The following is a 21,764-nucleotide window of genomic DNA, read 5'->3' as shown; positions in this document are numbered from 1 at the left end:
GAGAATGAACGACGCAAGGACGTTCGCGCCCGAAGCCGCGCCGCGCGACCGCCGCTCGGGCCTCGCGGTCTGGCTGCGCCGGCTGGAGGGGCCGCAGACCATGGGGCGCGGGTCGCTGTTCTGGCTCGCCGCCGGGCTGGCGCTGCTGGCGGCGGCGGCCTATCCGCAGTTCAGCGACGACTACACCGTCGGCAACGCGGCCTACTTCCTCGTCTGGACCTTCATGGCGATGGGCCTTGGCGTGGTCTGGGGCTATGGCGGCGCGCTCAGCTTCGGGCAGACGGCGTTCTTCGGCCTCGCCGGCTACGCCTATGGCGTGCTGACGATCAATGTCGGCGCCGCCTACGGCTTCACCTGGCTTGCGCTGATCCTGTCGGTGGCGCTGGGCGGGGCCTTCGCGCTGCTCATCGGGTACTTCATGTTCTTCGGCCGCATCCGGGGCGTTTTCATCGGCATCGTCACGCTGTCGGTGACGCTGGTGCTGGAGACCTTCATGGCCCAGACCGCCGGCCCGCAGTGGCGCATCGGCGAGGCGCGGCTCAACGGCTTCAACGGCATGTCGGGAATGCCGCCGCTCACCCTGCCATGGCCGGGCGGCGACCTCGTGCTCTACCCCGGCGCGCAGCTGTACTATGCGCTGCTGGCGATGGTGGCGCTCTGCTATCTCGGGTTGCGGATGCTGCTGAACGCGCCCTTCGGCAACGTGCTGGTGGCGATCCGCGAGAACCCCGAGCGCGCCGAGATGCTGGGCTACGACGTGCGCGTGTACCAGATGCTCGCCTTCGGGCTGGGCGGCGCGCTGGCGGGCCTCTCCGGCGCGCTCTACACCGCATGGGGGCAGTACATCACGCCTTCGAGCATGGGGCTGACCTCCGCCGCGCTGCCCATCGTCTGGGTCGCGGTCGGCGGGCGGCGCGACATCACGGCTACGCTGCTGGGGACGCTGCTGGTGCTCACGGCCTTCCAGCAACTGACGATCTACGGCAGCCAGTATGCGCTGGTCGCCATGGGCGCGCTGCTGCTGTTCACCGTGCTGCTGGCGCCGGACGGCGTGGTGTACACGGCGATGGAGCGTCTCGGGCGGCTCGGCCGACCGGGCCGGAGGGCCGGGCGATGACCGAGATCCTGCGAGTCGCCGGTCTCAACAAGGCGTTCGGCGGCGTCACCGTCGCGCGCGACATCGACTTTGCGCTTGAGGCCGGGGCGATGCACTGCCTGATCGGGCCGAACGGCGCCGGCAAGTCCTCCTTCTTCCGCCTGCTGCTCGGCGAGCACGCGCCTGACAGCGGTACCATCACGTTCCGCGGGGAGGACATCACCCGCCTGCGCCCGTTCCAGCGCATCCGCCGCGGCATGAGCGTGAAGTTCCAGGTGCCCGGCATCTTCAAGGCGCTCAGCGTGCGGCAGAATCTCGAAGTCGCGTTCCAGAACCACCTGCACGGCGCCGACCTCGCCGCGACCGTCGAACGGGTGCTCGACTTCGCCAGCCTCGGCGACGAGGCCGGGACGCCCGCCGGCGTCCTCTCCCACGGCCAGCAGCAATGGCTTGAGATCGGCATGGCGGTGGGCGTCGAGCCGCAGCTCCTTCTGCTCGACGAGCCGACCGCCGGCATGTCGCCCGACGAGACGCGCAGGACCGGGGAGATGCTGCATGCCCTGAACGCGCGCGGCATCACCATCCTCGCCGTCGAGCACGACATGGCCTTCGTGGAGCAGATCGCGAAGCGCGTGACGGTGCTGCATTTCGGCGCGATCTTCGCGGAGGGCTCGATCGCGGAGATGATCGCCCATGAGGGCGTGCAGCGGATCTACCTGGGGGCGGCCGATGAATAGCGGCGCAGTGCTGGAGGTCGTCGGCCTCTGCGGCGGCTACGGCGGGGAGACGGTGCTGCAGGGCGTCGATCTCGCCATCGCGCCGGGCGAGATCGTCGCCGTCATCGGCCGCAACGGCGTCGGCAAGAGCACGCTGATGCGCACGCTCGCCGGCCTGCTGAGGCCCACCGCCGGGCGCATCCTGTTCGACGGGCGCGACGCGACCGCCGAGAGCGCCGACCGAAGGGCCCGCGCCGGCGTTGGCTACATCCCGCAGGGGCGCGACGTGTTCCCCTCGCTGACGGTGCGCGAGAACCTCATGGTCGGCGAGGTCGCCGGGGCCGGCCGGTCGACGCCCGACTACGAGGCCGTCCACCGCTTCTTCCCGATCCTGAAGGAGCGCGCGCGCCAGCGCGCCGGCACGCTCTCTGGCGGCCAGCAGCAGCAGCTCGCCATCGGCCGCGCGATGATCGGCGCGCCGAAGCTCATGCTGCTGGACGAGCCGTCGGAGGGCATCCAGCCCTCCATCGTGAAGGACATCGCCCGCAACGTCCGCGCGCTGAACCGCCAGACCGGCGTCGCCGTGCTGCTGGTGGAGCAGAATCTCGACCTCATCGTGTCGATGGCCGAGCGCGGCTACGTGATGGAGAAGGGTCGCGTCGTCGCATCGCTGAGCCGCGAGGAGATAACCTCCCGCGACGCGGTGCGCCGGCATCTGACGATCTGAACGCCCCAAAGGGAGAGGGAGAAGACAATGGGCTGGTTCGAGAATTCGCTGATGGCGCGCAAGGGCGTCGCCGGCGGCGCCGCCGGCGCGAAGCACGCCATAACGATCGCCGATCAGGGCGCCTTCCACTACGTCTACGGCCCCTACGCGGACCCCGTGATCGAGGTCGAGCCCGGCGCGGTGGTCTCGGTCGAGACCCACGACGCCTTCGAGGGCAAGATCACGAAGGAGAGCGACGTCCCCTCGCAGATCCTCAACTTCCCGTTCCTCAACCCGCAGACCGGCCCGATCTTCGTGAAGGGCGCGGAGAAGGGCGACGCGCTGGCGGTGCGCATCCTCTCCATCAGGCCGCGCGGGCCGCAGCCGGTCGGCACCACCTGCCTCATTCCCGAGTTCGGCGGTCTCGTCGGCACCGGAAACACCGCGATGCTGAACGCGCCGCTGCCGGAGAAGGTGAAGAAGATCAGGGTCGACGAGCAGGGCGTCTACTGGTCCGACACGCTGACGCTGCCCTACGAGCCCTTCATCGGCACCATCGGCACGTCGCCGGAGATCGAGGCGATCTCCTCGCTGCAGCCCGACTACTACGGCGGCAACATGGACCTGCCGGACGTCGGCCCCGGCGCGATCATCTACCTCCCCGTGAACAAGGCGGGCGGCTACCTCTATCTCGGCGACTGCCACGCGATCCAGGGCGACGGCGAGCTGTGCGGCGTGGCGCTGGAGATGCCGGCGACGGTGGAGCTGCAGGTCGATCTCATCAAGGGTCACGGCAACGCATGGCCGCAGCTGGAGACCGAGGAGGCGATGATGTTCATCGGCTCGGCGCGGCCGCTGGAGGACGCCTCGCGCATCGCCTATCGCGAACTCGTGCGCTGGGTCGCCGCTGAAACCGGCCAGTCCGAGGCGGACGCCTACATGCTGCTGACGATGTGCGGCAAGGTCAGGCTCGGCAACATGGTGGACCCGAAATACAGCGTCGGGGCCTCCATCGCCAAGAAATACCTGAAGTAGCGCGCAGGGGGGGCGGCCGCTCGGGCGCTGGCGTCCCGCGCGCCGCAACGGCCCGGGGTGCGGGGCGGAAGCGGGTGCGAGGCGGCCGCGCGCCGCCGCCCTCCCGCCCGCCATGGCCGTACGACCTGACGGCGTCAGGTCTGCCGATCGGCGCCGGCGCCCCGCCGCGGTTTTCGTGGCGCCGACTGATCCAGTCGGCTCTGACAACGCCCTAGAACAGCTTCGGGGGCCGCTGGGCCGTCGCCGCCATGCGCGCCGGCAGTTCCGCCATGACCGCGGCGCGGCCGGCGTCGCCCAGCCGCGCCCAGGCGGCGATCTCGTCGCCGGTCCGCCCGCAGCCGACGCAGAGCTTCGAGACCGGATGCAGCGTGCAGACGTTGACGCAGGGCGAGGCCATCGCCGACGCGCGCCGCGGCTTGAGGCGGGGCGGGCCGTCGCTCACGCCTGACCCTCGCGCCCGTCGCGCTCCCCGGCCTCGCGCGCGGCGTAGGTCATGCGGTCTAGCGCGCCCTGCAGGATGAAGGCCGCCGCCATCCGGTCCACCACTTCCGCCCGCCGGCGGCGCGAGGCGTCCGCCTCGATCAGCGCGCGCTCCACGGCGACGGTGCTCAGCCGCTCGTCCCACAGCGCCACCGGCAGGCCGAGCGTTCGGGCGAGGTTGCGCGCGAAGGCGCGGCTGGCCTGCGCCCGCGGCCCCTCCGCCCCGCTCATGTCGCGGGGAAGGCCCATGACGAAACCGGTCGCGCCGCGTCCCTCGGCGATCTCGCGCAGCCGGCCTGCGTCCGCCCCGAACTTCCTGCGCGGCAGGGTCTCCAGCGGCGAGGCCAGCGTGCGGCGCGGGTCGCTCACCGCCACGCCGATGGTCTTGGTCCCGAGGTCGAGGCCGATCAGCGCGCCGGGCGCGAGCCCCGCCGCGAGCATCTCCATCGGCCCCTCGTGGACCCGGGCGAGCGGGTCGGGGCCGGAGTCGGGGCCGGAGTCGGGGCCACGGGCGGAGCCTGGGCCTGAGGCGGCGCCGGAACCGGGGCCTGTGTCGGACCCTGGGCCGGGGGCGCCGGCCGGCGCGGCGGGAGGGGCCTCGCCGCTCACTCGACGTCCAGCCCGGCGGTCAGCGCGCGCTCCCTGAGAAAGGCCAGCGCCGTGGCGTCGTCGGCGTGCGCCTGCCGCGCGCGCGCATAGGCCTCCGCCTGCGCCTCGCTCTCGCCAAGCACGCCGAGCGAGGCGATCAGCCGCGCCCATTCGTCGGGCGAGCCGCCGTCGCCGTAGAGCCGCTCGGCCAGCCCGTCCACCATGCCGCGGATCATCGCCATGCGCTCGCCCGCCGGCATCTGCGCCGCCGCCGCCACGGCGCCGGCGTCGGGGCCGGGCAGGGCGGGCGCCGCAGGGGCGCCGGGCGCGGGCGCTTCGAGCGCTGCGTCGAACGCCGCCAGCGCCGCCGCGCCCGCCAGCGCCGCGCGGGCCCGCGCCTCGGCGTCGGCGGCCTCCGCCTCGCGGCCCAGCGCACGCCAGGTGCGCACGAGCTGCGCCCATTCCATCGGTCCGCCGCCCTCCGCCGCGAGTCGCGCGTCGAGCGCGCCGGCCATCTGCGCCATCGCCGCGCCGGCGTCGCGCGTCGCCTCCGGCGTCTCGGCCTGCGGCGCCTCCAGCCCCGTCTCCTGCGCCAGCGCAGCGAGCTGGGCGCGCGTCGACTCCACCCACGGCGCGTCAGGCGGGCTGTCGCGCAGCAGGCCCGACCATGCCTCCAGCGCCGAGCGCGGCCGATTCGTCTGGCTGTAGGCGACGCCGATGTAGTAGCGCGCCACGGGGTTGTCGGGGCTGCGCCGCAGACCCTCCTCCAGCGCGGCCTCCGCCTCCGGCGAGACGTAGCCGCGCGCGGCGAGGATCATCGCCTCGGCCTTGGCGACATGGATCGCCGCCGGCGCGTCGCGCCCCGCGGTCGCGATCAGACGGTCGTAGGTTCGCCAGCTGTCGCCGAACCGGCCCACCTGCGCGAGCGAGCGCGCGAGCAGATAGAGGCCCTGCGCGTCGGCCCCGTCGCCCTGCATCCGCGCCTCAAGCTCGCCGATGAGCCGCGCCGCCTCGGCCCCGTCGGGGCCGGGGTCGGGCGCCTGCTGCGGCGGGAGCATCGCCTCCGCCACCGCCTGCCCTGGCCGCTCCAGGTCTCGCGAGGCGAGCGGCTGGTCCGGCAGGCCCGGTGCGCCCAGCACGCCGTAGAGCGCCCAGGCCCCGAGCGGCGCGCCGACGACGACCGCGACCGCCAGCGCCCGCGAGGCGAAGGCCGGCGCCGGCGCGATGTCGGCGCTGCGCGCGCGCTCGGCGGCCGCCGTGAGAAGGCGTCGCGAAACCTCGGTGCGCGCGGCGTCGGCCTCGCGGTCGGTGAGCACGCCGCGGGCGAGGTCGCGGTCCACCTCGGCGAGCTGGTCCCGGAACACCTGCTCGTCATACGCCGCGCGGGGACGGGCGGATGCGCGCCCCGATGCGCGCCCCAATCCGCGCCATGCCGCAAGCGGCCGCGCCATCCACGCCGCCGCCGCCAGCGCCGCCGCCGCCGCGATGATCCAGAACGCCATGCCTTCTCCCGCCCGCGCGTCATCCCTTCGTCGCAGCGGAACCTAGGCGTGGGCGGGCCGGGGGACAATCGGCCCGGCCCGCGCCGCGTCGATGTGCGCGCCGCCGTCGTGATCACCTTTGGGAAACGCGGCGTTTACGCCGAGCCGCTAGACGGTGGAGCGTCCTGCGTCCGCCATGGGGGAGAACCTGATGAAAAGCCTTTTCGCCGCGCTGGTCGCGCTGCTCGCGCTCGCCGCCGCGGCGCGCGCCGGCGACGCGCCCGCGCTGCTGACGATCTCGGCCGAGGGCGTGGACCCCGTCGAGCTCACCGCCGCCGACCTCGCCTCCTACGAACAGCGCGTCCTGCGCGCCACGACGGAGTTCACCGACAGCACGGCCGTCTTCTCGGGCCCGCTCGTCCGCGACGTCCTCGCGCCGCTGATCGCCGTTTCGCCGGGCGCGACGGAGGTCCGGCTGCGCGCGCTCAACGACTACGTCGCGACCGTGCCGCTCGACGACTTCCGGCGCTACGACGTCATCCTCGCCACGAGCATGGACGGAAAGCCGATGAGCCGGCGCGACAAGGGGCCGATCTGGCTCATGTATCCGGTGGACGAGCACGTCGAGCTTCAGGATCCGGTCTACATCAACAGACTGGTCTGGCAGCTCGCGGACGTGTCGCTACGCTGAGCGCCCGTCGAACGACGGCGAACGCGCGGTGTCGCGCCACAACAGACTGACGCAGGGCCTCATCGTCGCCGCACTGGCGGGAACGATCGGCCTCTTCATGCTGGAGTGGCGCGGGCGGGCCGTCGACGCGAAGGGCCTGGAGGAGTTCCGACGCGACAGCGTCTCGTGGCACGTCTCCCATCTCCAGCTCGAGACGATGCGGTTCCTGACCGTCGCGAGCCGCTTCGGCAACGGCGCCGACGTCGATGAGGCGCAGGTCGCCGAACGGTTCGATCTGCTGTGGAGCCGACACGCCCAGTTCGGCGTAGGCCGCGTCAGCCAGCGCCTGCAGGCGATCGACGAGCACGGCGTGATCGGCGCTCTGGGCGTCATGCTGCGCCGGCACGAGCCAGTCGCCATGGCAGCGGCCACGGCCGACCCCGCCGATCTCGATGCGATGGTCGAGGATTTCGTGTCGATGGTCGCGCCGCTCCAGACCTACAGTTCGCTCGCCGCCCAGGTCGAGGACCAGCGGATGTCCAAGATCTATCGCCAGGTGCTGCGGAGCAACGCGGTCGGCCGGGCGATGGGGTTCGGGTCGGTGCTGGTGGCCGTGCTGCTGCTGCTGGCCGCGCTTGCGCAGGCGCGGTTCGACCGCGTGCGGCTCGCCGCCCAGCAGCGCATGACGCGCGAGGCGGAGATCGCGGCGGAGGCCAAGAGCCGCTTCCTCACCATGATGAGCCATGAGCTGCGGACCCCGATGAACGGCGTGCTGGGCCTGCTGGGCGTGCTCTCCGGCACCCGCGTCGACGAACGCCAGACGAAGCTGATCGAGGTCGCCCGCCGCTCCGCCAGCGACATGCTCGGCCTTGTGGAGGACATCCTCGACCTCTCCGACATCGAGATCGGCCGCCGCGAGGCCGAGATCGAGGCGGTGTCGCTCGACATGCTGGCGATGCAGATCGTGGAGGCAGTCGCCCTGCGCCTCAGCCGGCCCGACCCGGCGCTCACCGCCTGCGCGCTCGGTGCGCCGGAGACGGTGGTGCTCGTCGACCGCCGCGTGGTGGTGAAGGCTGCGCGCCAGCTCATCATGTTCCTGCACGACCGCCTGCGCGTCCATGGCAACCGCATCGGGCTAGATTACGCTAGGGGCCGGCTGATCGTCGTGATCGAGGCGCCGGAGGCCGCCTGCGCGCAGTGGAGCCCGGAGGCCCTGCTCGGCGCTCTCACCGCCGCCGGCGCGACCATCCAGACCGAGGCCATCGGCCCCGCGCTCGCCCGCGCGTTGATCGCCGACGCCGGCGGCGAGGCGTCGCTGCGCCGGCTCGACGACGGCGCGTTGGAGATGACGCTGTCCTTCCCCGCCGGGCGCGCTGCGGGCGACGCGGTCGACGCCCCCGCCAGCCGCCGCGCGGCCTCCTGAGCCGGCCGCGGCCCACGGTCTTTCGCAGCGCGGCGCGTCGGCGTATCACCCGCCGCTACGGCGCGGCGCAGGGCGCGGCGCGCGGGCTTCGGAGCGGGCATGTCTGACGCAACGGATGAAGAGGGCGACGGCGATGCGGCGGCCGGGGCCGGAACCGGCGCTGTGGCCGGGCCGCGACGCCCCGTCGTCAGGCTGAAGCCCAAGGCCGGCCGGCGGCTGGCCGCCGGGTCGCCCTGGGTCTATGCCGACGAGCTCGCGCTCGACCGCCGCACGAAGGCGCTGCCGCCCGGAACCGTCGCGACGCTGGAGAACGCCGAGCGCCGGCCGCTCGCGACCGTTGGCGTCACCCCTGGCTCGACCATCGCGGCCCGGGTGCTCGACGCCGACCCTGACGCCGAGATCGACGTCGCCTGGTTCGCCGCCCGGCTGCGCGCCGCGCTCGCCCTGCGCGCGCCGCTCTACGACGCGCCCTATCACCGTCTGGTCCATGCCGAGGGCGACGCGATGCCGGGCTGCGTGATCGACCGCTTCGGCGACGCGGTGGCCATCCAGCCCAACGCCGCCTGGGTCGATCAGCGGCTCGCCGCCCTGCTCGCCGCGCTCGACGAGACGATCGCCCCGAAGGTCGTGGTGCTGAACGCCGGCTCGCGCGCCCGCGCGCTGGAGGGGCTGGAGGGCGAGACCCGCCTGCTGCGGGGCGCCCTCGACGGCCCGATCCCCACGCCGATGAACGGCGCGACCTACATGGCCGACCTGATGGGCGGCCAGAAGACCGGCCTCTTCTACGACCAGCGCCCCAACCACGCCTTCGTGGCCCGGCTGGCGAGGGGCGCCGACATGCTCGACGTCTTCGCCCATGTCGGCGGCTTCTCGCTGGCGGCGCTGGCCGCCGGAGCGGCCTCGGCGCTGGCGGTGGACGGCTCGGCGCCGGCGCTGGCGCTCGCCGAGCAGGGCGCGCGCGCCTCCGGCTTCGCCGACCGCTTCGCCGTTGAGAAGGCCGACGCCTTCGACGCGCTGCGCCGGCTGGCGGGCGAAGGGCGGCGCTTCGGCGTCGTGGTCTGCGACCCGCCCGCCTTCGCGCCGAACCGCGCCGCGGTCGAGGCCGGCGCGCGCGCCTACGAGAAGACCGCCCGCCTCGGCGCCGCCGTCACCGCGCCGGGCGGGTTTCTCACGCTCTGCTCCTGCTCGCACGCGGTCGACCTCGAACGCTTCCGCGCCGCCTGCGCCGCAGGCCTGCGCGCGGCGGGGCGCGAGGCGGCGCTGATCCGCTCCGGCGGCGCGGGGCCCGACCACCCCGCCCACCCGGCGCTGGCGGAGACCGGCTACCTCAAGGCGCTCACCTTCAGGCTGCTCTGATGCGGCTGGTGCTCGACGCCTGCGTGCTGTTTCCCGAGACCGCGCGCGCCGTACTGCTGGCCCATGCCGGCGCCGGCGGCTTCGCGCCGCTCTGGTCGGGGCGCATCCTGGAGGAATGGGCGCGCGCCGCCGAGCGCGCCGCAGGCCCCGAGGCCGGCGCCGTCGCCCGCGCCCGCGCCGCGGCGATGAACGCCGACTGGCCCGCGGCGCAGGTCGAAGGCTGGGAGGCCCATCTCGACGCCGCGGGCCTGCCCGACGTCGACGACGCGCATGTGCTGGCCGCCGCCGTCGCCGGCGCCGCGGACGGGATCGTGACCTTCAACACCCGCGACTTCCCGCTGAGGGTGATGGCGGTCCGCGGGCTCGCCCGCCTGCACCCCGACGATTTCCTGCGGCTGGAGTGGACGCCCGGCGGCCCGCTCGACGCCGCGCTCGACGCGCTCGATCTCGGCGAGGCGCCCCGCACCCGGCTCAAGCGCGCCGGCCTGCCGCGGCTGGCGAAGGCGAAATTCGCGAAGGGCTAGGGCAGGGGGGGCGGGGCGCTCACGGCCTTCTTCGCGCCGCGCGCGGACATCGCCGGCCGCTACCGGGCGCGGGCCGCCGGCGACGGCGCCCTCTGGAGGCGTCGGCTCAGCCCTGCGCCGCGGTCGCCTCCCAGGCGGCGACGTTGGCCTCGATGGCGGCGACCCTTTCCTCGGTCGGCGGATGGCTCGCCATCCACGCCGCGGGCTTGGGGCCGGGCATCATCCTGTCGAGCTTGCGGAACATCGAGACCTGCGGCGCGTGGCCCAGCCCCGCCTTCAGCATCAGCGCGGTGGCGTAGCGGTCGGCCTCGAACTCGTCGCGCCGGCTCAGCCGCGCCATGAACAGGCCGGCGAGGAAATTGGCGATGTAGAAGCCGATGATCGGCAGGAACCGGTTGAGGATCAGCCCCAGCGCCATCCGCGCCGCGTTCTGCCCGCTCCAGTCGATCATCCTGCGGGTGTGGTGGCCCAGCGCGACATGGCCGAGTTCATGGGCGACGACGCTGGCGATCTCCTCCGCCCTGATGATGCCGAAGCGGTGCTTGTCCACCAGCGCAGAGGTGACGAAGATGCGCCCGTCGGGCGTCGCGAGGCCGTTGACCACCGGCATGTCGAGCACTTCCGCCTTGAGCTCGGGCAGGTCCACGCAGGCGCCGAGGCGGCGCACCATCTCGTTCAGCGCAGGGTCGTCGAGCGGCCGGCCCTTCTCGTCGAACATCTTCTCCATGCGCCACAGGCTGACGCGCCACTGCACGAGGCCGATGGCGACGGCGGCGAGGATGAGGGCGATCAGTCCGGCCATGGGGCGCAAGCTCTCCTGTCTGCATCGGAGCATGTAGGCGCGCGGGCGGCCTGCGTCACCTCGGTCGCGGCGCCGGCGCGACCACGATCCGCGACCACGGCCGCCAGCGCGCGAGCAGCCACAGCAGGTCCGGCCGCCGCAGCGCGACGCAGCCCGCGGTGGGTCGCCCGACGCTGCGCCCCGGGCCCCGCAGCAGGTGCAGGAAGATCGCCGAACCGGCGCCGGGAACGCCCGCCGCGTTATGGTCCGTCGCGGCGACGAGGTCATAGAGCCGGTCGCCCCGCCGCATCCGCTCCGCCGAGAAGGCCGAGGGCAGACGCACGGCGCGGTTATAGCGCGGGCAGGCGGGGTCGTCGCTCCAGCCTAGGCGGGCCCCGATGGCGACGGGGCGCACAAGTCCTTGCAATCCCGAGATGCGCAGCGCCGCCCCGGGCGCCGAGCGCCGCCCCGCGAGGCCCTTGCGGCGGGGCGGGGGCAACCGGTCGGCGCGGAAGAAAAGCGTCGTCAGCCGCCACGCGCCGGCAGGGGTGGCGCCGTCGCCCTCGCGCTTGTCCGTACGGACCCCGCCGCGCCCGATCCGCACGGGCATGCGCCGCCCCTTGAACCGCGCGCCCCAGCGCGTCACGGCGAAGTCGTCGCGCCGGGCGCGCAGGGTCACGTCGCGCCGGTCACAGCAGATGCCCGCTCTTGGCCGCCTTCACCGCCAGATAGCGGGTGTTGTGCGGGTTGACGCCGACGCGGAGCGGAACCCGCTCGGCGACGCTTACGCCCGCCGCCGCCATCGCGACGACCTTGCCGGGGTTGTTGGTCATCAGGCGCACGGAGGAAAAGCCGAGCGATTTCAGTATCTCGGCGCCGATGCGGAAGTCGCGCTCGTCGTCCTCGAAGCCGAGGCGATGGTTGGCCTCGACCGTGTCGAAGCCGGCGTCCTGCAGCGCGTAGGCGCGCATCTTGTTGGCCAGCCCGATGCCGCGCCCCTCCTGGTTGAGGTAGAGCAGCACGCCGGCGCCCTCCGCCCCGATCTGCGCGAGGGCGGCGCGAAGCTGCGGGCCGCAGTCGCATTTCAGGCTGCCGATCAGGTCGCCGGTGAAGCAGGCGGAGTGCAGCCGGCAGAGCGCCGGCTCGCCGCGCGGCGGCTGGCCGATCTCGATGGCGTAATGCTCCTCGGCGCCGTCGGCGGGGCGGAACACATGAACGCGTGCGTCCTCCGAAACCTCCAGCGGCACCCGCGCGACCGACACGGCCGAGAGCCGCGCCGCCGCGTCGTCAGACAGCGCCATGTCCTGCAGCCGCGCCAGCGTCAGTCCCATCGCCGACGCAGCAGCGGCGGCGTCCGGCACCGGCGCGACGAGAGCGGCAGGCAGCAGCCGCGCCTGCTTGACCAGCCGCAGCGCCAGCCGGTGCGCCGCCGCATCGCCGCCCCGGCGCGTCGCGAACGGTCCGGCCATCGGGTCGGTCAGCGCCCGCGACGGGTCGACGGCGGCTCGGATGCGGGCGGGCGTCGTCGCCGCGTCCACCACGATCCGCGCGAGGTCGCCGTCATAGGCGCGCGCCTTCAGCGTGCCGGCCCGCCGGTCAGAGATCGCGAGATCGACGTCGCCGAGGGCGCGCATCGCCTCCAGCCGCTCCGGCGTGACGAGTTCCGCGGCCATGACGACCGCCGCCGCCCCGCCGGCGTCCACGCACACCGGGGCTCCGATGCGCAGGTCGGCCCGCGCCCGGGCGATCATTTCGGGGGCTGAGAGGCTCAGGCTCATGCGGCGGTATCTCGCATCTGGAGGGGGCGCCGGCAAGCGCGTGCGGATGGGAAACAGGCCTGCTGCGCCGCCGCGACTGAAACAATGGCGCTCCCGCGCGCAAGGTTGCGTGAGCCGTCGCAACACTTGTTGCGGACGCGGCGCCCTTCAAGAATGTGGTGTGCGAAGCGACCGCCATCGGAGGTGCACATGTCTGCGCTCAAGAAGATCCTGCTTGTGGACGACGACGAGGACCTGCGCGGCGCCCTCGCCGACCAGTTCGTTCTCACCGAGGAATTCGACGTCTTCGAAGCCGGCGATGGCGCCGAGGGCCTCGAGCGCGTCAAGGGCGAACCGCACGATCTCGTGATCCTCGACGTGGGCCTGCCCGACATGGACGGTCGCCAGGTCTGCCGACTGATGCGCAAGGCGGGTGTGCGGTGCCCGATCGTCATGCTCACCGGCCATGACAGCGACAGCGACGAGATCCTTGGGCTCGACGCCGGCGCCAACGACTACGTGACGAAGCCGTTCAAGTTTGCAGTGCTGCTCGCCCGCGTACGCGCCATGCTGCGCACCCATGAGGCCAGCGAGGACGCCACGTTCTCCGTCGGCCCCTACAGCTTCCGCCCCGGTCAGAAGCTGCTGCTCGACGAGGCCGGCCGCAAGATCCGCCTGACGGAGAAGGAGACGAGCATCCTGCGCTTTCTCTATCGCAACAAGGACGCCAGCGTTGGCCGCGAGGTGCTGCTGCATGAAGTGTGGGGCTACAACGCCGGGGTGACGACGCACACGCTGGAGACCCACGTCTATCGCCTGCGTCAGAAGATCGAACCCGATCCCTCCCAGACGCAGCTTCTGCTCACCGAACCCGGCGGCTATCGGCTGGCGCCATGAAGGCCTGACATGGGCGTGAGCGGGAAGGCGCGTGAGCGCCTGCAACCTTGACGCGCCGGGCGCCGGTCCCATTTCAAGACCAGTCGGATGACGCCACCCCTCGGGCGCATCCGGCGACCGGCCATGTGGCGGCCGGCCTAGCCGAAAGGCGGACGCCCGACGCGCCCCTCACGTCGGGCGTCTTCTTGTCCGGAATGCGCCGCTTGTCCAGCGATCGTTTCGGTGGATAGACGGCATTTTAACCAAAACGCCGTAATCATCCGCGGCCCCTCTCGTCAGCCAGGAGAACGCCATGACCTTCGACGTCGATGACGTGGCCCGCCGCCTCGCCTTCGCGCTCCGCCGGTTCACCGGGGCCGATCTGCCGCCGTCTCCGGGGGGCTACGCCGACGCCAAGGCGCGCGCGGTGACGCAGTATGCGGCGCTGATCGCCGACGCCTACGCCGCCGGCGCGCTGACCGAGACCGAGATGCGCCGCGAGATCGACGAGATCGAGAACATGACGCGGCGCTACGCCGGCACGCTGCGCGGGCTCGCCGGCGCGGCGGCCCAGGCCGCGGCGACCACGGCCGTCGCGGTGGTGTTCGGCGCGCTGCGCGCCGGGCTCAGCCTTGCCGGCGCGCCGCTGCCGGAGACGCTGTCCTCGCGCATGACCCGGATGACCGAGACGACCCTGGCGGCGTGACGCCTCACGCCGCCGTCCGCAGCGGATACCGCGCCAGTTCCTCGTAGCGCGGCCCGCGGCGCCCAAGATCGGAGCGGTAGAGGCAAAACGCCTCCGCCGCCACCGGACCGGCGAGGAAGGCCGCCCGCGCCCCCAGCGCCTTCGCGGCCTCCGCCGACGTCATCTCGCCGGGCTTCATGCGCGCCAGCGTCACATGCGGCACGAAGCGCCGCGCGTCGATGCGCAGGCCGGCCGAACGCGCCGCTTGGGTCACTTTCTCGTGCAGATGCGTGAGCGCCGGCTCCGGCCGCACCGCGGCGTAGATCGCCCGCGGCTTCGCGCCGCCGAACGCGCCCGCGCCGTCCAGCCAGAACGCGAAGCCCGGCGCGCTGACCGCGCCGAGCGCGGCGTGCAGGTCGGCCGCCTGCGCCTCGTCGATCTCTCCGAAGAACGCGAGCGTCAGGTGCATGTCCGAGGCGTCGGGGCGTCGCCCCGGCAGCCCCTTCCGCAGCGCCTCCAGCCGGTCCGTCGCCGACGCCGGCAGCGGCAGCGCGGCGAAGAGCCTCAGCATGGTCAGCCGTCCTCGCGCGCCTGCTCCACCAGCTCCAGCACCAGCGGCCCGATGCGCTCGACGATGACCGTCACGCCCTCGGCGTTGGGGTGGATGCCGTCCGACTGCCAGAGGCTGCGGTCATCCTGCACGCCCTCGAGAAAGGACGGGTCGAGCAGCGCGCCGTACTCCTCGGCGAGTTCGGGATACATCGCGTCGAAGGCGCGCTTGTAGTCGGGGCCGTAGTTGCCCGGCGCCTCCAGCCCCGAGAGCAGGACGGGCAGTCCGCGCGCGCCGGCCTTGCGCAGGATCGCTTCGAGATTGGCGCGCGAGGCCGCCGGGTCGATTCCGCGCAGCAGGTCGTTGCCGCCGAGCTCCACGATCAGCGCGTCGGCGCCGTCGCCGAGCGACCACTCCAGCCGCGCGAGCCCGCCGGCGGTGGTGTCGCCCGAGACGCCGGCGTTGACCACGGTCACGTCCTCCGCCCCGTTACGGCGCAGCCACGCCTCCAGCTGCGGAACGAAGCCGTCGGCCGGCGGCAGGCCGTAGCCATGCGTGAGGCTGTCGCCGAGGGCGACCACCCGCATCTCCGCCGCCGCCGCGCCAGCCAGCGCCATCGCGGCCAGCAGCCCGGCGGCGAGGTTGCGCATCGGAGCCGCGGCGCCATATCGCAGCGCAGCGACCCCAGCGCGGAAGAGGCCCATGGCTGAAGACAAGGCTCCGGTGATCGAGATGCGGGGCGTGCGCCTGACGCTGCCAAGCCGGGCGGGCCCGGTCGAGATTCTGCGCGGCGTCGATTTCGAGGCGCGCGCGGGCGAGACGGTGGGGGTCGTGGGTCCGAGCGGTTCCGGCAAGTCTTCGCTCCTGATGATCATGGGCGGCCTCGAGCGGGCCACCGGGGGCGCGGCCCTCGCGCTGGGGCGGGACCTGACGGCGATGGGCGAGGATGCGCTCGCCCGGTTTCGTCGCGATCATATGGGCGTGGTGTTCCAGTCGTTCCACCTGATTCCAACGATGACCGCGCTCGAGAACGTCGCCGCGCCGCTGGAGCTGGCCGGTCGCGCCGACGCGTTCGACCGCGCGGCGGAGGAGCTGGAGAGCGTCGGCCTCGGCGACCGGCTCGACCACTACCCCGCGCAGCTCTCGGGCGGCGAGCAGCAGCGGGTGGCGCTGGCCCGCGCAGCCGCGCCGCGCCCGGCGCTGTTTCTGGCCGACGAGCCGACCGGGAACCTCGACGAGAGCACCGGGGGCGCCATCACCGATCTGCTCTTCGCCCTGCGAGACCGCCACGGCGCGACCCTCGTGATGGTCACCCACGCGCCCGAGCTCGCCCGACGCTGCGACCGTGTCGTGCGGATGCGCTCAGGCATGGTCGAGCCGGAGACCGCGGCGCGGGCGGCGGCGGAATGAGCGCGCTCATGGCGCGGCTGCCGGTTCCGCTGCGCTTCGCGCTGCGCGAGCTGCGCGGCGGCGTGAAGGGGTTCTACGTCTTCCTCGCCTGCCTCGCGCTGGGCGTCGCCGCGGTGGCCGCCGTCGGCTCGGTCCGGCTCGCGATCTCCGAGGGGCTCGCGCGGGAGGGCAGGGCGATCCTCGGCGGCGACGCCGAGGTGGAGTTCACCTACCGCTTCCCGGAGCCCGCCGAGCGCGCATGGCTCCACGCCCGCACGCAGGCGGTGTCGGAGACGGTGGACTTCCGCTCGATGGTCGTCGCCGACAGCCCGCTGACCGGGCAGGTCGAGCGCGGCCTGACGCAGGTGCGTTCGGTGGACGCCGCCTATCCCCTCGTCGGGGCCGTGGAGCTTTCGCCGCCGATGGCGCTGGAGGAGGCGCTCGGCGAGCGCGACGGCCGTTGGGGCGTGGCGCTGGAGCCGCTGCTGATCGAGCGCCTCGGCGTTGCGGTGGGCGACGCCGTGCGGCTCGGCGCGCAGACCTACGAGCTGCGCGCGGCGATCGACCGCGTGCCCGACGCCGCGGCGGGCGGTCTGGGCCTCGGGCCGCGCACCCTCGTGCTGACCGAGGCGCTGGAGGGCTCGCAGCTTCTGTCGCCGGGCTCGCTCTACGAGACCGAGGTGCGGCTGGCGCTGGCGCCGGGAGACGACCCGGCGGCGCTGGGCCGCGCCTTCGCGCAGGATTTTCCAGACGCCGGCGCCCGGTGGCGCGACCGGTCCGACCCGGCGCCCGGCGTCCAGCGCTTCGTGGATCGGATCGGCGCGTTCCTGATCCTCGTGGGGCTTGCGGCGCTCGCCGTCGGCGGGGTGGGCGTCGCGGCGGCGGTGCGCAGCTATCTCGACGAGAAGACCGCCACCATCGCGACGCTCAAGACGCTCGGCGCGACGGGGCGGACCATCTTCGCGGTCTATCTGGCCCAGATCGGCGCGCTGGCGGCGCTCGGCGTGGCCATCGGGCTGCTCCTCGGCGGCGTCGGGCCGGCCCTGATCGGGCCGATCTTCGCCGACAGCCTGCCGGTGCCGGCGCTTTTCTCGATCTATGCGCGCCCGATGCTGGAGGCGGCGCTCTACGGCGTGCTGACGGCGCTGGCCTTCGCGCTCTGGCCGCTGGCGCGGGCGCGGGAGGTGCGCGCGGCGGCGCTGTTCCGCGACGTGGCGGACCCGCTGAAGGGCTGGCCGGCGACGCGCGACCTGCTGGCCATCGCGGCGCTGGCGGCGCTGCTGGTGGGCTCGGCGGTGGCGCTCTCGGGCGCCTGGCTCTTTGCGGCCTGGTTCGCCGCCGGCGCAATCGCCGCGCTTGTCGTGCTGTGGCTTGCCGCCCAGGGCCTGCGCCGCGCCGCGCTCTGGGGCGCGCGCCGTCGCGCCATGCGGGGCCGGCCGGCGCTCAGGCTGGCGCTCGCCTCGCTCGCCGGGCCCGGCGGCGAGACGGTCGGCGCGGCGCTTTCGCTGGGGCTGGGCCTGACGGTCCTCGCCGCCATCGGGCAGGTCGACCACAACCTGCGCCAGCTCGTCGCCGACGAGTTGCCGAGCCGCAGCCCGGCGTTCTTCTTCGTGGACATCCAGAACGACCAGCTTGGCCGGTTTCTCGAGACGGTCGAGCGCGAGCGCGTCGATAGCGTCGAGACTGCGCCGATGCTCCGCGGCGTGGTCACGCGGCTCGACGGCGTGCCGGCGGCGGAGGCCGAGATCGACCCGGACGCCGCATGGGTGCTGCGCGGCGATCGCGGCGTCAGCTATGCGGCGGCGCGGCCCGAGGGCGCGGAGCTGACCGAGGGCGCGTGGTGGGCGGCGGACTACGCCGGCCCGCCGCTGGTCTCGTTCTCCGACGAACATGGCCGGCAGCTTGGTCTGGAGCTGGGCGACACGATCACCGTCAACGTGCTGGGCCGCGAGATCACCGCGACTGTCGCCAACTTCCGGCGCGTGGACTTCCGCGACATGGGCATCAACTTCCTGATGATCCTCGATCCGGGCGCCTTCCAGGGGGCGCCGCACACCCACATCGCCACCGTCTACGCGCCGCGCGAGGCGGAAGGGGCGCTGCTGCGCGCCGTGGGAGGCGCGTTCGCCAACGTCACCGCCGTCTCGGTGCGAGACGCGATCACGCGGGTCTCCGACGGTCTCGGCCAGCTTGCCGCGGCGGCCCGCTGGGGAGCGGGCGTCACGCTGCTGACCGGGCTCGTCGTGCTGATCGGCGCCGCGGCGGCGGGGGCGCGGCGGCGCACCTACGAGGCCGCGGTGCTCAAGACGCTCGGCGCGGCGCGGGGGCGCATCCTGGCGAGCTTCGCGCTGCGGGCGGGCCTGACCGGCGCGGCGGCGGGCGTGGTGGCGCTGGCGTTCGGGGCGCTTGCAGCCTGGGCCGTGATCGTCTTCGTGATGGACGCCGCCTTCAGCTTCTCGGCCGCGTCGGCGCTGGCGGTCGTCGTCGGGGGCGCGCTGGCGAGCCTGCTCGCCGGTCTCGCCTTCGCCTGGGGGCCGCTATCGGCGCGGCCGGCTCGCGTTCTGCGGGCGAGAGAGTAGCTTTTCGCGGTTTTGTTCGGAACAAAAACCGTCGGGATTGCGCGTGCGCAGTTGAAAGCGCATCGCTTCACGCCGATATTCGCCAGGATAGCTTCGGGGGGTTCGCTCCGCAGCGCTCGGATGCGATAAAAAATGAGAGGACGCATGGCAGACTACCAGACCGCGGTTCGCCGCGACGGCGCCTACGCCCAGCAGATCGATGCGGGCCTGCGCGCCCATATGAACTCCATCTACTCGCTGATGGGCATCGCGATGCTCGTCACGGGAGCGGTGGCCTACGTGTTCGGCCAGGATCTTTACGCCGTGCTCAGCGCGGCGCGCGCGGGCGTGCCCGCGGAGACGGCGATCATTCCCGCTTCGATGATCGAGGCGATCTTCTTCTCGCCGCTGCGCTGGGTCGTGATGCTCGCCCCGCTCGGCGTCGTCTTCGCGTTCGGCGCCATGGTGCACCGGATGCAGCCGGCCACGGCGCAGATGGTGTTCTGGGCCTTCGCCGCGCTGATGGGCCTGTCGATCTCGTCGATCTTCGCGATCTACACCGGCATCTCCATCGCGCAGACCTTCTTCGCGACGGCCATCGCCTTCCTCGGCCTCAGCCTCTACGGCTACACGACCAAGCGCGACCTGTCGGCGATGGGTTCGTTCCTGATCATGGGCGTGATCGGCCTCGTGGTGGCCTCGCTGCTCAACATCTTCATCGGCTCCGGCGCGCTGCAGTTCGCGATCTCGGTGCTCGGCATCCTGATCTTCGCCGGCCTGACCGCCTATGACACGCAGCGTCTGAAGTCTGAATATGTGCAGATGTCCAACATGGGCGCCGGCGCGCAGATGATGAGCGCCGCCGCCATCTCGGGCGCGCTCAGCCTCTACCTGAACTTTCTCAACATGTTCATGTTCCTGCTGAGCTTCATGGGCCAGTCCCGCGAGTGACCGCTGCGCCGGGCGATCCGCGCTCGGCCTGACCGACGAGATGAGCCGGCGCTCGTAGGAGCGCCGGCTTCTTTTTTGGATCGCCTGCGCCTTCGCGGCCGGGTTCAGGCGGCTCTGCGCGCCCTCTCGGCGTGCTTCGCCGCGAAGAACGCCATGAGTTCGGTCAGGCGCTGGCTGCGGTCGCGCAGGGCCGCGGCGGTGTTGGCGCTGGTGTCGGCCATGGCGGCGTTCTGCTGGGTCGCGGCGTCGAGCTGCGAGAGGGTCGACGCGATCTCTCCCACGCCGAGGGCCTGCTCCCGGCTGGCGTCCGAGATCGCCTCCATCGTCTCCGCCACGCGATGTATCGACCCCAGGATGGCGTCGAGCGCCTTGCCCGTCTCCTGAACCCGCGTCACGCCCTGCGCCACCTGCTCGTTGCTGGCGTTGATGAGTGCGCGGATCTCCGACGCCGCGTCGCCCGAGCGCTGGGCGAGCATGCGGACTTCGCCGGCCACGACAGCGAAGCCGCGCCCCGCCTCGCCGGCGCGGGCGGCCTCGACGGCGGCGTTGAGCGCCAGCAGGTTGGTCTGGAAGGCGAAGCCGTCGATGATCGTGACGATCTCGGCGATGCGCTTCGCGCCCGCGTCGATCTCCGCCATCGTGTCGACGGCCTCCCGCATCACGCTCGCGCCGGTGTCGGCCTGCTGCGCGGTCTCCCCGACCAGCCGGCGCGCGATGGCGGCGTTGTCGGCGTTGGTCTTCACGGTGGCCGACATCTCCTCCATGGTCGCGGCGAGCTCCTCCAGGGAGGCCGCCTGCGTCTCGGCCCGCGAAGAGAGCGACTGCGCGCCGTCGTTGATCGCGATGGCGTCGGCGTCGATCTCGCCGCTGGTCTGGCGGATGGCGTTGATCGTCTCGCGCAGCCGCGAGACCGTCTCCGTCACCGCCGATTGCAGCTCCGCGAAGGCGCCGCGGAACTCGCCGCGCATCTCGGCCTGGAGATCGCCGGAGGCGACGGCCCGCATGGCGCCGTTGGCTGCGTTCACGCCGTCGGCCGCGGCGGAGAGCAGGCGGTTCACGGCCTCGGCGAGCAGGTTCAGCTCGGCGTCGGCGAAGTCGGTCGACGCCCGATGGGAAAAGTCGCCGCGCGACGCGGCGTCCACGGCCTCGCCGACCGAGGCCCCGAGCCGCGTCATCAGCTCGGCCCGCTCCGCGCGCGCAGCGGCCTCGGCCCGCTCTCTCGCGTCCGTCGAGTCCCGCAGGTCGACCATCGCGCGCTTGAAGACCTCCACGCTCGCGGCCATGTCGCCGATCTCGTTGCGCTTGCCCAGGCTGGGCGTCTTCGTCTCCAGCGCGCCCGCCGCCAGCGCCTTCATCGCGCCGGTCAGGCGGTTGATGGGGCCGGTGACACTGAAAAACACGATCAGGAAGCTGACGACCGTCGCGAAGGTGGTCAGCCCGAGCATCTGCATCCCGCGCTGGTGCGCTGCGTCGAGCGCAGCGTCTGCGAGCCCGTACACCCGTTCGACTTCCGTGACCTGCAACGCGACGAGGTTGCCGATCGCCGTCGAGATGGGGTCGATCTTCTGATAGAGCGCCTCGCGCCGGAAAGTCGCGAGGCCCGCGGCGTCGCGGGCGAGCAGCATCGCGCGCAGGTCGGCCATCGCGGCGTCGGCGTCGGCCATGAGCGGTCGCGCGGCGTCGACCAGTTGCGTCTCCTGCGCCGTCAGGTCCGTCGCGACGTAGCCGTTCCAGAGCCGGTGAATCTCCGCCTTCGACCTGTCGAGTGCGTCGACGGCCGCCTCCCATGTAAAGAGGTCGTCGAGCACCTTGTGCGTGAGATCGACGACGTCCACGGCGTAGGCGTCAGCGATGTTCTTGAGGTCGCGCAGCGGGACGACGCGATCGGCGTAGATCGTGTCGAGGCTGGCGTGAGCGCTCTCCCGAGCCTCCCAGTTCAACCGCGCAGTGAAGGCGGTGGCGGCGGTCAGCAAAACGAGCAGAAGCGTCAATTGAAGACGTAGGGTCAGGCGCATAACGGGCACATCTCCATAAGGTGCAAGTCGACAGCGGCACGCCCGACCACACTCTCCGCAAACGCGCGGACATTGCGTGTTCAAGATTTTTGATCGATTAATGCGGTATGATTAAAGACGATTAGGG

General features: G+C 72.8%; 22 protein-coding genes. 13 read left to right on the top strand and 9 right to left on the bottom strand.

Annotation, left to right across the window (positions count from 1 at the left end; translation table 11 throughout):
* Positions 1–4 precede the first annotated feature (4 nt).
* Genes BLW43_RS07235 through BLW43_RS07220 form a run of 4 tightly spaced genes read left to right on the top strand, consistent with a single transcriptional unit; the run spans position 5 to position 3,553 of the window.
* Positions 5–1,117, top strand: coding sequence for a branched-chain amino acid ABC transporter permease (locus BLW43_RS07235; protein WP_093250983.1), 1,113 nt, complete (start codon positions 5–7; stop codon positions 1,115–1,117).
* Positions 1,114–1,833, top strand: coding sequence for an ABC transporter ATP-binding protein (locus tag BLW43_RS07230; RefSeq protein WP_093250981.1), 720 nt, complete (start codon positions 1,114–1,116; stop codon positions 1,831–1,833). Before BLW43_RS07235 ends, BLW43_RS07230 begins: the two co-directional genes overlap by 4 nt.
* Positions 1,826–2,539, top strand: a complete 714-nt coding sequence (locus tag BLW43_RS07225) for an ABC transporter ATP-binding protein (protein ID WP_093250978.1) — start codon at positions 1,826–1,828, stop codon at positions 2,537–2,539. Before BLW43_RS07230 ends, BLW43_RS07225 begins: the two co-directional genes overlap by 8 nt.
* A 27-nt stretch (positions 2,540–2,566) precedes the next feature.
* Positions 2,567–3,553 (top strand): acetamidase/formamidase family protein, encoded by a 987-nt coding sequence (locus tag BLW43_RS07220; RefSeq protein WP_093250974.1) that lies wholly within the window; start codon positions 2,567–2,569, stop codon positions 3,551–3,553.
* A 211-nt stretch (positions 3,554–3,764) separates the two neighbouring features.
* Here the strand turns inward: BLW43_RS07220 and BLW43_RS07215 are convergent, their stop codons facing one another.
* The 3 genes from BLW43_RS07215 to ccmI all read right to left on the bottom strand — a co-directional run bounded on the left by BLW43_RS07215 (position 3,765) and on the right by ccmI (position 6,123).
* The gene (locus BLW43_RS07215) at positions 3,765–3,995 is read right to left on the bottom strand and encodes a DUF1289 domain-containing protein (RefSeq protein WP_245730956.1); all 231 of its coding nucleotides are present in this window, start codon (positions 3,993–3,995) and stop codon (positions 3,765–3,767) included.
* Positions 3,992–4,480, bottom strand: coding sequence for a Holliday junction resolvase RuvX (ruvX, locus tag BLW43_RS07210; protein ID WP_093250972.1), 489 nt, complete (start codon positions 4,478–4,480; stop codon positions 3,992–3,994). The genes BLW43_RS07215 and ruvX overlap by 4 nt, the downstream gene beginning before the upstream one ends.
* A gap of 158 nt (positions 4,481–4,638) precedes the next feature.
* Positions 4,639–6,123, bottom strand: a complete 1,485-nt coding sequence (gene ccmI, locus BLW43_RS07205) for a c-type cytochrome biogenesis protein CcmI (RefSeq protein WP_093250969.1) — start codon at positions 6,121–6,123, stop codon at positions 4,639–4,641.
* A 190-nt stretch (positions 6,124–6,313) separates the two neighbouring features.
* Here ccmI and BLW43_RS07200 point away from each other — a divergent pair, with 190 nt between their 5' ends.
* The 4 genes from BLW43_RS07200 (at position 6,314) to BLW43_RS07185 (ending at position 10,075) form a co-directional block, all read left to right on the top strand.
* Entirely contained in the window at positions 6,314–6,793 is a 480-nt protein-coding gene (locus BLW43_RS07200; protein ID WP_139284004.1) for a putative pterin-binding protein, read from the top strand.
* Between the two features lie 28 nt (positions 6,794–6,821).
* Complete coding sequence (locus tag BLW43_RS07195) at positions 6,822–8,195, top strand: sensor histidine kinase (RefSeq protein ID WP_093250966.1); 1,374 nt, start codon at positions 6,822–6,824, stop codon at positions 8,193–8,195.
* Positions 8,196–8,294: 99 nt separating this feature from the next.
* Positions 8,295–9,551, top strand: coding sequence for an RSP_2647 family RNA methyltransferase (locus BLW43_RS07190; protein WP_093250965.1), 1,257 nt, complete (start codon positions 8,295–8,297; stop codon positions 9,549–9,551).
* Positions 9,551–10,075 carry an RSP_2648 family PIN domain-containing protein gene (locus BLW43_RS07185; RefSeq protein ID WP_093250964.1) on the top strand — a complete coding sequence of 175 codons (525 nt, stop codon included), beginning with the start codon at positions 9,551–9,553 and terminating at the stop codon, positions 10,073–10,075. Before BLW43_RS07190 ends, BLW43_RS07185 begins: the two co-directional genes overlap by 1 nt.
* Positions 10,076–10,181: 106 nt before the next feature.
* Here BLW43_RS07185 and BLW43_RS07180 read toward each other — a convergent pair whose 3' ends face one another.
* From BLW43_RS07180 to ribA, 3 genes are read right to left on the bottom strand one after another with little or no spacing between them, the layout of a single operon-like run.
* Positions 10,182–10,877 carry a M48 family metallopeptidase gene (locus BLW43_RS07180; RefSeq protein WP_093250959.1) on the bottom strand — a complete coding sequence of 232 codons (696 nt, stop codon included), beginning with the start codon at positions 10,875–10,877 and terminating at the stop codon, positions 10,182–10,184.
* Positions 10,878–10,932: 55 nt separating this feature from the next.
* Entirely contained in the window at positions 10,933–11,535 is a 603-nt protein-coding gene (locus BLW43_RS07175) for a L,D-transpeptidase family protein (protein ID WP_245730955.1), read from the bottom strand.
* 10 nt (positions 11,536–11,545) lie between these two features.
* A complete protein-coding gene (gene ribA / locus BLW43_RS07170; RefSeq protein WP_093250955.1) occupies positions 11,546–12,634 on the bottom strand; it encodes a GTP cyclohydrolase II in 1,089 nt (362 codons plus the stop codon).
* A 189-nt stretch (positions 12,635–12,823) separates the two neighbouring features.
* Here ribA and BLW43_RS07165 point away from each other — a divergent pair, with 189 nt between their 5' ends.
* Together BLW43_RS07165 and BLW43_RS07160 are read left to right on the top strand one after the other, a co-directional pair.
* The gene (locus BLW43_RS07165) at positions 12,824–13,510 is read left to right on the top strand and encodes a response regulator transcription factor (RefSeq protein WP_093250952.1); all 687 of its coding nucleotides are present in this window, start codon (positions 12,824–12,826) and stop codon (positions 13,508–13,510) included.
* Between the two features lie 292 nt (positions 13,511–13,802).
* Complete coding sequence (locus BLW43_RS07160) at positions 13,803–14,195, top strand: hypothetical protein (protein WP_093250949.1); 393 nt, start codon at positions 13,803–13,805, stop codon at positions 14,193–14,195.
* A 4-nt stretch (positions 14,196–14,199) separates the two neighbouring features.
* On the opposite strand, the gene thpR is transcribed toward BLW43_RS07160, so the two are convergent.
* Both thpR and BLW43_RS07150 read right to left on the bottom strand, forming a co-directional pair.
* On the bottom strand, positions 14,200–14,745 hold the full coding sequence (gene thpR, locus BLW43_RS07155; protein ID WP_093250945.1) for an RNA 2',3'-cyclic phosphodiesterase: 546 nt from the start codon (positions 14,743–14,745) through the stop codon (positions 14,200–14,202).
* 2 nt (positions 14,746–14,747) lie between these two features.
* A complete protein-coding gene (locus tag BLW43_RS07150; RefSeq protein ID WP_093251626.1) occupies positions 14,748–15,374 on the bottom strand; it encodes an arylesterase in 627 nt (208 codons plus the stop codon).
* A gap of 52 nt (positions 15,375–15,426) precedes the next feature.
* On the opposite strand from BLW43_RS07150, the gene BLW43_RS07145 reads away from it, so the two are divergent.
* The 3 genes from BLW43_RS07145 (at position 15,427) to BLW43_RS07135 (ending at position 19,622) form a co-directional block, all read left to right on the top strand.
* Positions 15,427–16,134 carry an ABC transporter ATP-binding protein gene (locus BLW43_RS07145; RefSeq protein WP_093250941.1) on the top strand — a complete coding sequence of 236 codons (708 nt, stop codon included), beginning with the start codon at positions 15,427–15,429 and terminating at the stop codon, positions 16,132–16,134.
* Positions 16,131–18,692, top strand: coding sequence for an ABC transporter permease (locus BLW43_RS07140; RefSeq protein ID WP_245730954.1), 2,562 nt, complete (start codon positions 16,131–16,133; stop codon positions 18,690–18,692). Before BLW43_RS07145 ends, BLW43_RS07140 begins: the two co-directional genes overlap by 4 nt.
* Positions 18,693–18,836: 144 nt before the next feature.
* Positions 18,837–19,622 (top strand): Bax inhibitor-1/YccA family protein, encoded by a 786-nt coding sequence (locus tag BLW43_RS07135; protein WP_093250939.1) that lies wholly within the window; start codon positions 18,837–18,839, stop codon positions 19,620–19,622.
* A gap of 104 nt (positions 19,623–19,726) precedes the next feature.
* Here BLW43_RS07135 and BLW43_RS07130 read toward each other — a convergent pair whose 3' ends face one another.
* On the bottom strand, positions 19,727–21,637 hold the full coding sequence (locus tag BLW43_RS07130; protein WP_093250936.1) for a methyl-accepting chemotaxis protein: 1,911 nt from the start codon (positions 21,635–21,637) through the stop codon (positions 19,727–19,729).
* Positions 21,638–21,764 lie beyond the last annotated feature (127 nt).

This window comes from Rubrimonas cliftonensis (assembly GCF_900107585.1).
In the GTDB taxonomy this organism is placed as follows: Bacteria; Pseudomonadota; Alphaproteobacteria; order Rhodobacterales; family Rhodobacteraceae; genus Rubrimonas; species Rubrimonas cliftonensis.
The sequence above is the reverse complement of the archived record's forward strand: the minus strand, read 5'-3'. Positions and strand labels throughout refer to the sequence as shown.

Excerpts from the sequence above, each read along its gene's own strand:
- BLW43_RS07235 (WP_093250983.1), top strand. The coding sequence starts at position 5 with ATGAACGACGCAAGGACGTTCGCGCCCGAAGCCGCGCCGCGCGACCGC.
- BLW43_RS07230 (WP_093250981.1), top strand. The coding sequence starts at position 1,114 with ATGACCGAGATCCTGCGAGTCGCCGGTCTCAACAAGGCGTTCGGCGGC.
- BLW43_RS07225 (WP_093250978.1), top strand. The coding sequence starts at position 1,826 with ATGAATAGCGGCGCAGTGCTGGAGGTCGTCGGCCTCTGCGGCGGCTAC.
- BLW43_RS07220 (WP_093250974.1), top strand. The coding sequence starts at position 2,567 with ATGGGCTGGTTCGAGAATTCGCTGATGGCGCGCAAGGGCGTCGCCGGC.
- ruvX (WP_093250972.1), bottom strand. The coding sequence starts at position 4,480 with ATGGAGATGCTCGCGGCGGGGCTCGCGCCCGGCGCGCTGATCGGCCTC.
- ccmI (WP_093250969.1), bottom strand. The coding sequence starts at position 6,123 with ATGGCGTTCTGGATCATCGCGGCGGCGGCGGCGCTGGCGGCGGCGGCG.
- BLW43_RS07200 (WP_139284004.1), top strand. The coding sequence starts at position 6,314 with ATGAAAAGCCTTTTCGCCGCGCTGGTCGCGCTGCTCGCGCTCGCCGCC.
- BLW43_RS07190 (WP_093250965.1), top strand. The coding sequence starts at position 8,295 with ATGTCTGACGCAACGGATGAAGAGGGCGACGGCGATGCGGCGGCCGGG.
- BLW43_RS07185 (WP_093250964.1), top strand. The coding sequence starts at position 9,551 with ATGCGGCTGGTGCTCGACGCCTGCGTGCTGTTTCCCGAGACCGCGCGC.
- BLW43_RS07180 (WP_093250959.1), bottom strand. The coding sequence starts at position 10,877 with ATGGCCGGACTGATCGCCCTCATCCTCGCCGCCGTCGCCATCGGCCTC.
- ribA (WP_093250955.1), bottom strand. The coding sequence starts at position 12,634 with ATGAGCCTGAGCCTCTCAGCCCCCGAAATGATCGCCCGGGCGCGGGCC.
- BLW43_RS07165 (WP_093250952.1), top strand. The coding sequence starts at position 12,824 with ATGTCTGCGCTCAAGAAGATCCTGCTTGTGGACGACGACGAGGACCTG.
- BLW43_RS07160 (WP_093250949.1), top strand. The coding sequence starts at position 13,803 with ATGACCTTCGACGTCGATGACGTGGCCCGCCGCCTCGCCTTCGCGCTC.
- thpR (WP_093250945.1), bottom strand. The coding sequence starts at position 14,745 with ATGCTGAGGCTCTTCGCCGCGCTGCCGCTGCCGGCGTCGGCGACGGAC.
- BLW43_RS07150 (WP_093251626.1), bottom strand. The coding sequence starts at position 15,374 with ATGCGCAACCTCGCCGCCGGGCTGCTGGCCGCGATGGCGCTGGCTGGC.
- BLW43_RS07145 (WP_093250941.1), top strand. The coding sequence starts at position 15,427 with ATGGCTGAAGACAAGGCTCCGGTGATCGAGATGCGGGGCGTGCGCCTG.
- BLW43_RS07140 (WP_245730954.1), top strand. The coding sequence starts at position 16,131 with ATGAGCGCGCTCATGGCGCGGCTGCCGGTTCCGCTGCGCTTCGCGCTG.
- BLW43_RS07135 (WP_093250939.1), top strand. The coding sequence starts at position 18,837 with ATGGCAGACTACCAGACCGCGGTTCGCCGCGACGGCGCCTACGCCCAG.
- BLW43_RS07130 (WP_093250936.1), bottom strand. The coding sequence starts at position 21,637 with ATGCGCCTGACCCTACGTCTTCAATTGACGCTTCTGCTCGTTTTGCTG.